A 10,319-nucleotide genomic window follows, 5' to 3' on the forward strand; every position below is an offset into this window, starting at 1 on the left:
TTCCGCGTGCCCCGGTTTCTCTCCAGTGATTTTTTGATAAGTTCTATTTCCTTTTCCTGTAAAGATAAGGTTTCCTCTTCTTCGATCTCTTCTGCAAAATCATACTTGTCTACCGGAGCAGGAGGTTCATAATTGCTAACCGATCCTTTTTCCGGTAATGGCAAAAGTTCTACAGAATTTGGATCTTCCGTAGCTTCATCCCCATTATCCCCGTAAATTTTTTCAATAAGGTGTCCGTGCTCCTCCTGCACTTTGGAAAGGTCGTTGCTCTTGAGCAGTTCCATGGTGAGTTGCTTGAGGTCATTTAGATCAGATTTCATATCGAACAGTACTTTGTACAGGATTTCCCGTTCGTTGCTGAAATCGCCTTCCTGGCTTTTGGGAGTGATAACCGCCGGGAGGTTGGTATCTCCGGCGTTGGGCAGATAGCTGTTGAGGGTGTTGGCGGAGATATTCCTGCTTTTTTCCAGAACAGAGATCTGTTCCGCGACGTTCCTCAGCTGTCTGATGTTCCCCGGCCAGCGATATTTCAAAAGTAATTGCACGGCATCGTCTTCCAGCCTGATGGTAGGCATTTTATACTTCTGCCCGAAATCGGAAGCAAATTTCCGGAAGAGCAGGAAAATGTCTTCCTGCCTTTCCCGCAGCGGGGGAATATTGATCTCAACTGTGCTTAGACGGTAGTACAGGTCTTCCCGAAATTTTCCTTTCTTGATGGCTTCCAGCATATTCAGGTTGGTGGCTGCTACAATACGCACATTGGTTTTCTGTACATGGGAGGACCCCACCTTGAGGAATTCCCCGTTCTCAAGGACCCGGAGGAGACGTACCTGTGTGGTAAGGGGAAGTTCCCCAACTTCATCCAGGAAAATGGTACCCCCGTCTGCCACCTCGAAATAACCGCTTCGGGTCTGGGTGGCCCCCGTAAAGGCCCCTTTTTCATGTCCAAAAAGTTCACTGTCTATGGTTCCTTCGGGGATGGCCCCGCAGTTAACTGCAATATACTTGGCGTGTTTTCTATGCGAGAGGGAATGGATGATTTTGGGTACGGCTTCTTTCCCCACACCACTTTCTCCCGTGACCAACACAGAAATATCTGTAGGGGCTACCTGAATGGCTTTTTCGAGTGCCCGGTTGAGCTTATCGTTGTTACCGATAATCCCGAAACGTTGCTTAATGGCCTGTAGGTTCTCCATATACTTATGCATTAGCGTATTCCACTGCTTCCCCGATCAAGGTCGCTGAGGTACACTCCTTTATTTTCACCCGGACGAATTCCCCTACCTTATAGTGTTCTTTTGGGAATACCACCACGGTATTCTGGGTATTGCGACCCATCCAATGGGCATCTGATTTTTTGGAGTTCCCCTCGATAAGCACCTCTTCAATTTTACCGAGGTGTTGCTGGTTGCGCTGAAGGCTGTGTTTTTGCTGCAAATCGATGATTTCGCGGAGCCGCCTTTTCTTCGTTTCCATCGGGACATCATCCGGGAACTTGCGTGCGGCCAGGGTACCGGGCCGTTCGGAATAGGCAAACATGAAACCAAAGTCGTATTGCACATATTCCATCAAAGACAGGGTGTCCTGATGGTCTTCTTCTGTCTCTGTGGGGAAACCGGCGATCATATCCTGACTTATACCACAATCAGGGATTAACCGGCGGATGTTGTCTATTAGTTCAAAATATTCTTCCCGGGTATGCAGCCGGTTCATTTTTTTAAGGATACGGTCACTGCCGCTCTGCACGGGCAAATGGATGTAGTTGCAAATGTTATTGTATCGGGCCATGGTCTCGATCACCTCTACGGTCATATCCTGTGGATTGGAGGTAGAGAATCGGATCCGCATCCGGGGCTGGGCTTCCGCTACCAGGGCCAGCAGGCCGGCAAAATTAACGGCAGTCGCTTTTTGCATTTCGGAAGCCTTTTCGAAATCTTTCTTCAAGCCTCCGCCATACCAGAGGTAACTGTCTACGTTTTGTCCTAATAAGGTTACCTCCCTGTAGCCTTTTTCCCAAAGCTGGTTGACCTCTTCCACAATGGAATAAGGATCCCGGCTCCTTTCCCTGCCGCGGGTAAAGGGTACCACACAGAAGGTACACATATTATCACAGCCCCGGGTGATGGATACAAATGCGGTTACCCCGTTAGAATTGAGCCGAACCGGGGCGATATCGCCATAGGTTTCTTCCTTGGAGAGGATAACGTTGACAGCATTCTGACCCTCGTCTACCTCTTTCAGTAAATTGGGCAGATCCTTGTAGGCATCCGGGCCAACAACCATATCCACGATTTTTTCTTCCTCCAGCAGTTTGCTTTTCAAACGCTCTGCCATACAACCCAGGACCCCTACCTTGATATGCGGGCGGTTCCTTTTTTCTGCATTGAATTTCTCCAGCCGTTTTCGTACGGTTTGCTCGGCTTTTTCCCGGATCGAGCAGGTGTTTACCAGAACCAGGTCCGCTTCCTGTAGCTGGTTCGTAGTATTATATCCTGCCTCAGAAAGAATAGCGGCTACGATCTCGCTGTCCGAAAAATTCATCTGGCAGCCGTAACTTTCTATATAAAGTTTGCGTGCATTCTCCTTTTTCGACGAAGTAATCAGGGCATCTCCCTGTACAGATTCATCAATTACCTTCTCCATAAAAAAGTATCGTCATGTGCTTGTAAACAGGCAGCAAAGATAGCATATCTCAAGGTTTTATGACAATTTGACAGTTAATTTATTACCAAATTTCACGCAACGCGGTTTCTTAAATTGTATCTTTTCCTTACAACCTCTACAATTAAATTAAACAAGCTATGAATAAGATTTCTTACCCTTTGTTGGGCCTGTTTTTTCTTTTACTTGCGGGCTCATGTGAAAACAACAACGATGACCTGTACGAAGACTATCTGGTAGCACGGCCCCTTACCATGACTGTAGCCGAATTTAAGAGCAGTGTGGAAATTGTTGCCCCCCTGCCGGTTGATGAATCTGGAAAGATTTACGCCTACAATGACTACATCTTTGTCAATGACAAATACAAGGGCGTACACGTGATAGACAACTCTGACCCTGGCAACCCTCAAAAAATATCCTTCATCAAGATCGCCGGGAATGTGGACATATCGGTGAAGGATGATTATTTGTATGCAGACAGTATCACGGACCTGATGGTCTTTGATATTTCTGATATGGGTAACATACAAATCGTGAACCGCCTGGAGAATGTCCTGCGGGACAATGTGGTTTGGCCAGCCGAGGCCGATTTTTTCGAGTATGGCGATTGGGATTATGAAACCGAGATCCTGATCGGCTGGGAAGTGGTTACTGAACGGCGCCTCATTTCTGAGTATGAAGAACAATGGGGGCGGGTAGACATCCTATTTGCCGAGGCCACTGATGCAGGAAATGTGGGGCAGGGGGGTTCCCTGGCACGGTTTAAGATCGTAGGGGATTTCCTCTATGCGGTGGACAGCCACAACATCAATGTCTTTGATATTGGTGACCTTCAAAATCCTGTTGACCTGGACGATGTGTATGCCGGATTTGATATTGAGACCATTTTCTCAAATGGACAGTACTTGTATCTTGGTAGCATGAGGGGCATGTATATCTATGACCTTAGTGTGCCGAGCTCCCCGGAGTTTGTTTCTGAATTCCAGCACGGAACGGCTTGTGACCCCGTAGTGGTGGATGGGGACTATGCGTACGTAACCTTACGCGGTGGTAATAACTGCGGTGCTACTGAGAGTGGTTTGTTTATTGTGGACATTTCCAATATTTCCAATCCTGAACTTGCAGTGAGCTATCCCATGGATGAGCCATACGGACTTGGGATAAAGGACGAGAAATTATTTATATGCGATGGGGCTTCCGGATTGAAAGTATACGATAAGACCGATATCAATAGCCTGCAGTTGTTAGACCACTTTGAAGACGTAGTCACCTTTGATGTGATCCCCCTGCAAAATCATCTGTTAATGGTTGGGGACGGCACCCTGTATCAATACGAGTACAATGAAGCAGGGATTACCCTGCTCCATGCACTGCAGTTGTAGTTTATTTGACCGAGATCAGTTTGATCTTCCCTTCGCTCACCTTGTTGTTGATTTGGTCCACATAGGTATTGATTAACGCATCCAGGGAGGTCAATTCTGTTTCCAGTTCTTGCCGGATCTCCTTAAAAAATTCTCGGGCCTGGTCTGTTGGCGGATAATCCCCGCGTTGGGAATCAGCCAGTAAAAAGGCGAGCCTGTTATTAATCCGGATGCCATAGTTGAGAGGATCCTGCCGGCTCTGGTTCTTGGTCATGTGGATGTTGTTTTCCACCACCGTCAGCCTGGTCTCAAATTCATCCAAAAGGGTTTGTAATTCGGCCTGATTTTCGGACTTTCCCTTCAGGTAATCCAGGTCGGTCTTGATCTTTCTTATGGTAACGATAGCCTGGTTGGCCCGGCTCACCTGATCCCTCACGGCAATGAGGAAATCAAATTGTTCCTGGTAGTCTTCCTGTGTATTGGGCAACCGGGGATCCTTTGCCACAAGAAACTCTTCTTCTGAAACCTTACCGTTGTAATTCAGTGCAACCTTGTAGGTGCCGGGAACTGCTTTTGGCCCCCTGTTCGGGGAGGAGTACAAGACCATTCCCTTAAAGGCGGTAAATCCCGGATACCTCATGTTCCAGATAAAGCGGTTTCCTCCACTATTAACTTTAAGCGGCCTGGTGGCACTGGGGTTGTTGTTATCTGCCTTGGCTTTGTTGGAGTAACGCTGGATCACAGTTCCGTTGTCTTCCCTGATCTCCAGTTCAACAGTGTCTGTTTCCTTCAGGTCCCTGATATAGTAATTGACTATGGCCCCATCCGGGTGGTTGGTCCCCTCCAGTTTGGAATTGGCACGTCCCCAGCCTGATTGTTGCATGCGATAGGCTTTGTCTGGTTTATACAGGACAGCCTCTTTGTTTGCCATTTCAGAGGAAAGCTGATGCAGGGGGGTGAGGTCATCGATCATCCAGAAGCTTCTGCCATGTGTTGCTGCAATCAGGTCGTTATCCCGAACGTGCAAATCCCGTATTGAGGTAACTGGCAGGTTCAGCTGGAAGGGCTTCCAACTACTACCATCGTCAAAAGAAATGTACATGCCCCATTCTGTTCCGGCATACAACAGCCCTTCCCTGACCTTGTCTGAGCGGATCGCCCGGGTATAATGATTCCCCTTTATGCCACTGGTAATCAGGCGCCAGCTTTTTCCGTAGTCCTCGGTCTTATACAAATAAGGCGTATAGTCGCCGAATTTGTAGGAGGTCGCTGCCACATAGGCCGTTCCTTTTTTGAACGGACTCGGATCAATGCAGTTGATCATATTGAGTTTGGGCGACATGCTGGCCGGCGGGGTAATATCTTCCCAGCTTTCGCCATTGTTCCGTGTAATGTGGATGAGGCCGTCATCACTGCCCACCCAAATTACTCCCGCTTCATTCGGGGATTCGGCGATTGCAAAGATATTGGAGTAGAATTCTGCTCCTGTATTGTCCTGGGTGATGGGGCCGCCAGATGACTTGATCGTTTCCGGGATCCCTCGTGTAAGGTCTGGGGAGATGACCTTCCAGGATTGTCCCTCGTCCTCAGTGACATGCAGGAAATTGGAGCCGGCATAGAGGCGCTTGGTGTTGTGGATACTGAACATCACCGGGAAGTTCCAGTTAAACCGGTATTTCATTACTTCTGCACCGGAACCGGCCGGGTTGTCCGGCCATACATTTACAGACCGGGTCTGATCTACGGAGTGGTCCTGACGCATCATATACCCCTTGTACGTACCCCCATAGACAATATCGCTGTTATTTGGGTCCGGTGCCAGGTGGGCACTCTCCCCTCCTGCCGAAGGTTCCCAATCCCTTTCAGTGATGGCATTCCCTGAAGTCCGGTGAAGGATGCGTACCGTACTATTGTCCTGCTGTGCACCGTAGATGCGATAAGGGAAATGATTGTCTGTTGTAACCCTGTAGAACTGCGCTGTGGGTTGGTTGTAATAGGTAGACCAGTTGTTCCCGCCGTCGTTGGAGATCTGTGCACCTCCATCGTCAGCGATGATCATCCTTTTATTGTTGTTCGGGTCGATCCAAAGATCATGGTGGTCCCCGTGGGGTGCGTTTTTAAGCGTGAAGGTCTTTCCTCCATCAGTGGAAACCCCATAGCTTACGTTCATTACATATACCTTATCTTCATTTTGAGTATCGGCATAAATACGGCTATAATACCAGGCACGCTGTCGCAGGGCCCTGTTTTCGTTAATTTTCTTCCAGCTTTCCCCACCGTCGTCAGAGCGGAACACCCCACCGTCTGCTGCTTCGATTATGGCCCATATCCGGTTGGAATTCAATGGGGAAACGGTTACCCCCACAATGCCCCAGGGCGTATCCGGGAGACCGGCTTTTCCTGAAATCTCCGTCCAGGAATCCCCACCATCCGTACTCTTGAATAGCTTGCTGTCTGGCCCCCCGCTGTCCATGCGGTAACCGTTGCGTTTCATTTGCCAGGTAGAGGCATAAAGGATCCTGGGGTTGTTGGGGTCCATGATAAGGTCGCCGGCCCCGGCTTTGTCGCTCACATAGAGGATGCGCTCCCAGTTTTTTCCACCGTCAATTGAACGGTATACCCCACGGGTTTCATTAGGGATCCACAGGTTCCCGATAGCGGCTACATAGACAATATTGGGATCCCTCGGGTGTATCCTAATCCTGGCGATATGTTCAGAGCCTTCCAGCCCGATAAATTCCCAGCTCTTCCCTGCATCCATGCTTTTCCAGAGCCCGTGGCCAGAGGACACATTGCCCCTCAGGGTTTGTTCACCTTCTCCCACATATATAATGTTGGGATCCGAGTCGGCAACAGCCAGTGCACCAATCGACCCGCCAAAATACCCATCGGAAATACAGGTCCAGGTGCTGCCGGCATCTTCGGTTTTCCAGACCCCGCCACCAGCGGTACCCATGTAATACAGGTTGGGGTTGTTGAGGACTCCGGAAACCGTCCCGGCTCTGCCACCCCGGTAAGGACCTACTTGCCGCCAGCTGATCCCCTCATAAAGAGATTGCTCATAAGAGGTAGTTGAAGCTTTTTGTTTTCTGCGCTGTGCCACATTTTCCTGGAACGGTACCATTAGGAAAAAGGCAAAAAGGGATAGGGTAAAAGTTTTCATAGGATAGTGTTCAAAATCTGTCTAAAATAAGGATTAATTTGGGGATACAACACAAGTAAAACAACGGTGGTAGTAGCTGCCGGAAATGGCAAATAAAAAAATTCCTATACTTTTGTTCCCACAAAAACCTGTGGATGGCAAAGAATTTAGTAATTGTTGAATCCCCTGCAAAGGCAAGGACTATCGAGCGTTTCCTGGGGAAGGATTTCAAAGTAGCCAGTAGTTTTGGGCATATAGCCGACCTCCCTTCCAAAGAGCTGGGGGTAGATATTGAGAATGACTTTACTCCAAAATATATAGTAGCTTCCGATAAGAAGCCTGTCGTAAAAAAGTTAAAAGAACTTGCCAGGAAAGCGGATACCATCTGGCTGGCAAGTGATGAGGACCGCGAAGGGGAAGCCATCTCCTGGCACCTGGCGGAGACCCTGAAGTTAGACCGCAGCAAGACCAAAAGGATCGTATTCAACTCCATCACCAAGTCGGCCATTCAACGGGCAATTGAGAACCCGCGCGACATTGATTACAACCTTGTAAATGCCCAGCAGGCCCGAAGGGTTTTGGACCGGCTGGTAGGGTATGAGCTTTCCCCCGTACTTTGGAAGAAGGTAAAACCGGGTTTATCTGCGGGAAGGGTACAATCTGTGGCCGTAAGGCTGATCGTGGAGCGCGAACGGGAGATCACTGCCTTTACCCCTGAAGCTTCGTACCGGGTACAGGGGCAATTCGTAACACAGGACGGACAGCGCTTCCAGGCCCGCATGGGGAAGACCTTTCCCACCAGGGAAGCTGCGGAAGCCTTTTTGAAGAAGAATATTGGAGCTGATTTTTTTGTTGCCAACCTGGAGAAAAAACCAGCAAAGAAATCACCACCGGCACCCTTCACCACTTCCACACTACAACAGGAAGCCTCGAGGAAATTGTACTTTTCTGTGTCACGGACCATGCAGGTGGCGCAGCGCCTCTACGAGGCAGGATTGATTACCTATATGAGGACAGACAGCGTCAACCTTTCCAAAGAAGCGCTGAATGCTGCCCGGGATGCGATTGTTAGTACTTATGGAGAGGCGTACAGCCAGACAAGAAATTACAACCGGAAATCCAAAGGGGCACAGGAAGCCCATGAGGCGATCCGGCCTACGGATATGAAATTGCAGTCGCCTTCCCTGGAACGGGACCAGGCCCGCCTCTATGAATTGATCTGGAAACGGACCTTGGCATCACAAATGAGCGATGCCAAATTGGAGCGCACCCAGGTGAAGATAGGGGCCAATACGCATAATGAGCAATTCACTGCCAATGGGGAGATAATCCAGTTTGAAGGGTTCCTGAAAGTTTACCTTGAAGGCAAAGATGAGGAGGACACCCTTGAAGAACAGGCAGGATTACTTCCGGCCTTGCAGGAAAATGACCCACTCACCAATGATGAATTGGTTGCTACGGAGCGTTTTACGCGCCCGGCCTATCGCTACACAGAAGCCACCCTTGTAAAGAAGCTGGAAGAGCTCGGGATAGGCAGGCCCTCTACCTATGCCCCCACCATTTCTACCATACAGAACAGGGGATATGTAGAAAAAGGTACAATTGAGGGACAGGAACGAAAGTACAACCAGCTGGTCCTTAAAAACGGGTCGGTTACTACGAGTGTACTTTCGGAAAAAGTAGGATCTGATAAGGGAAAACTGGTTCCTACAGATATCGGTATGATTGTAAATGATTTCCTGGTGGATCATTTCTCAAATATCCTGGACTACAATTTCACCGCAAGGGTGGAAGAAGAGTTTGATGAAATTGCCTCTGGGGAGGAAGACTGGCAAAAAGTGATGCGGGAATTTTACCGTGATTTCCATCCCAATGTAACCGAAGTGGAAGCTACGGCAGAACGCGCCAGTGGTGAACGTGTCCTCGGCACAGATCCGAAAACAGGGCGACAGGTAGCCGTGAGGCTGGGCAGGTTTGGCCCCATGGTCCAGATCGGAACCGTAGACGAAGAGGAAAAACCGGTATTTGCCAGTTTGTTGCCGAATCAGTCGATCAATACCATCACCTACGAGGAGGCCATGGACCTTTTCAAATTACCACGAAGTCTTGGGGAATACAAAGGCCAAGAACTCCAGGCTAACGTGGGGCGATATGGCCCTTATATCCGTTACGGCAAAAAGTTCGTTTCCCTTGACAAGGGCGAAAGTGTCTTTGACGTCGATTACGAACGCGCCGTGGAACTGGTTCAGGCCAAGGAAAAGGCAGATGCCCCTATAGGACATTATGAAGGCCAGGAGGTGACTAAAGGCAAAGGGCGCTTTGGCCCGTTCATCAAATGGAATGGTTTATTTATCAGTGTAGGCAAGAAGTATGATTTTGATGCCCTTACCGATACTGATATTGCGGAACTCATCGAGGACAAAAAGAAAAAAGAGGCCGAAAAGCTGGTACGGGAATGGCCAGAAGAAGGCATTCGTATCGAAAAGGCACGATGGGGAAGGCATAATATAATAAAAGGCAGGACCAAGGTGGAATTGGGGAAAGACGTCAAAGTCGCCGAGCTAAGCCTAGAACAGGTGCAATCCCTCTTAGCACAGAAGGCTCCGAAAAAGAAAACCCGTAAATCAAAAACTTAAACAAAGGCAATGGCGTTTGATTTTCTGGTACCCGTAGCAGATCAGGTCCTGGCCCACAATGAATTCCTGCCTGCCCAGGCACTGGGAAGGCTTGTACACATCCACACAGAAAAAGACGGGCTCCCTGTACTTGCCAATGTCACCTTCGCCCTGCTGGGCGTTAATGAATCCCGGAATGCTTTCGAAAAGAAACCCGAGAAACTGGACCTGGCCCAGGTGCGGATCCAATTGTACCGATTGATGATGGGGAACTGGAATTCCACTATGGTCGATCTTGGGGATATCGAAGAAGGCGAGACTGTAGAGGACACCTACTTTGTGGTACGGGAAATTGTGGCCGGACTGCTTGAGGAAAATATCATCCCCATAATTATCGGGCCCACCCAGGACATCACCTATCCCATGTACCGGGCCTATGACCGTATTAAGGATATGGTAAACCTGGTGTCTGTGGACAGCCGTTTTGATTTTGGGATCGATGAAGAGCTCATTTCCTCCCATTCCTATATGAGCAAGATC

Annotated in this window: 6 protein-coding genes; 3 read left to right on the top strand and 3 right to left on the bottom strand. The window is 49.0% G+C overall.

Annotated features, from left to right (window positions below):
• Positions 1–1,196: sigma-54 interaction domain-containing protein (locus tag AC4E7D_RS06675; RefSeq protein ID WP_490173033.1), on the bottom strand; the 1,196-nt coding region annotated here is incomplete at its 3' end.
• A 4-nt stretch (positions 1,197–1,200) separates the two neighbouring features.
• On the bottom strand, positions 1,201–2,643 hold the full coding sequence (gene miaB, locus AC4E7D_RS06680; protein WP_490173034.1) for a tRNA (N6-isopentenyl adenosine(37)-C2)-methylthiotransferase MiaB: 1,443 nt from the start codon (positions 2,641–2,643) through the stop codon (positions 1,201–1,203).
• Between the two features lie 158 nt (positions 2,644–2,801).
• On the opposite strand from miaB, the gene AC4E7D_RS06685 reads away from it, so the two are divergent.
• Positions 2,802–4,043, top strand: coding sequence for an LVIVD repeat-containing protein (locus AC4E7D_RS06685; RefSeq protein ID WP_490173035.1), 1,242 nt, complete (start codon positions 2,802–2,804; stop codon positions 4,041–4,043).
• Position 4,044: 1 nt separating this feature from the next.
• Here the strand turns inward: AC4E7D_RS06685 and AC4E7D_RS06690 are convergent, their stop codons facing one another.
• A complete protein-coding gene (locus tag AC4E7D_RS06690) occupies positions 4,045–7,185 on the bottom strand; it encodes a VPS10 domain-containing protein (RefSeq protein ID WP_490173036.1) in 3,141 nt (1,046 codons plus the stop codon).
• 134 nt (positions 7,186–7,319) lie between these two features.
• Between AC4E7D_RS06690 and topA the strand changes: the two genes are divergently transcribed.
• Both topA and AC4E7D_RS06700 read left to right on the top strand, forming a co-directional pair.
• Entirely contained in the window at positions 7,320–9,800 is a 2,481-nt protein-coding gene (gene topA, locus AC4E7D_RS06695; RefSeq protein ID WP_490173037.1) for a type I DNA topoisomerase, read from the top strand.
• A gap of 9 nt (positions 9,801–9,809) precedes the next feature.
• The coding region (locus AC4E7D_RS06700) for an arginase family protein (protein WP_490173038.1) at positions 9,810–10,319 on the top strand (510 nt) is incomplete at its 3' end.

Source organism: Lentiprolixibacter sp. (genome assembly GCF_982873095.1).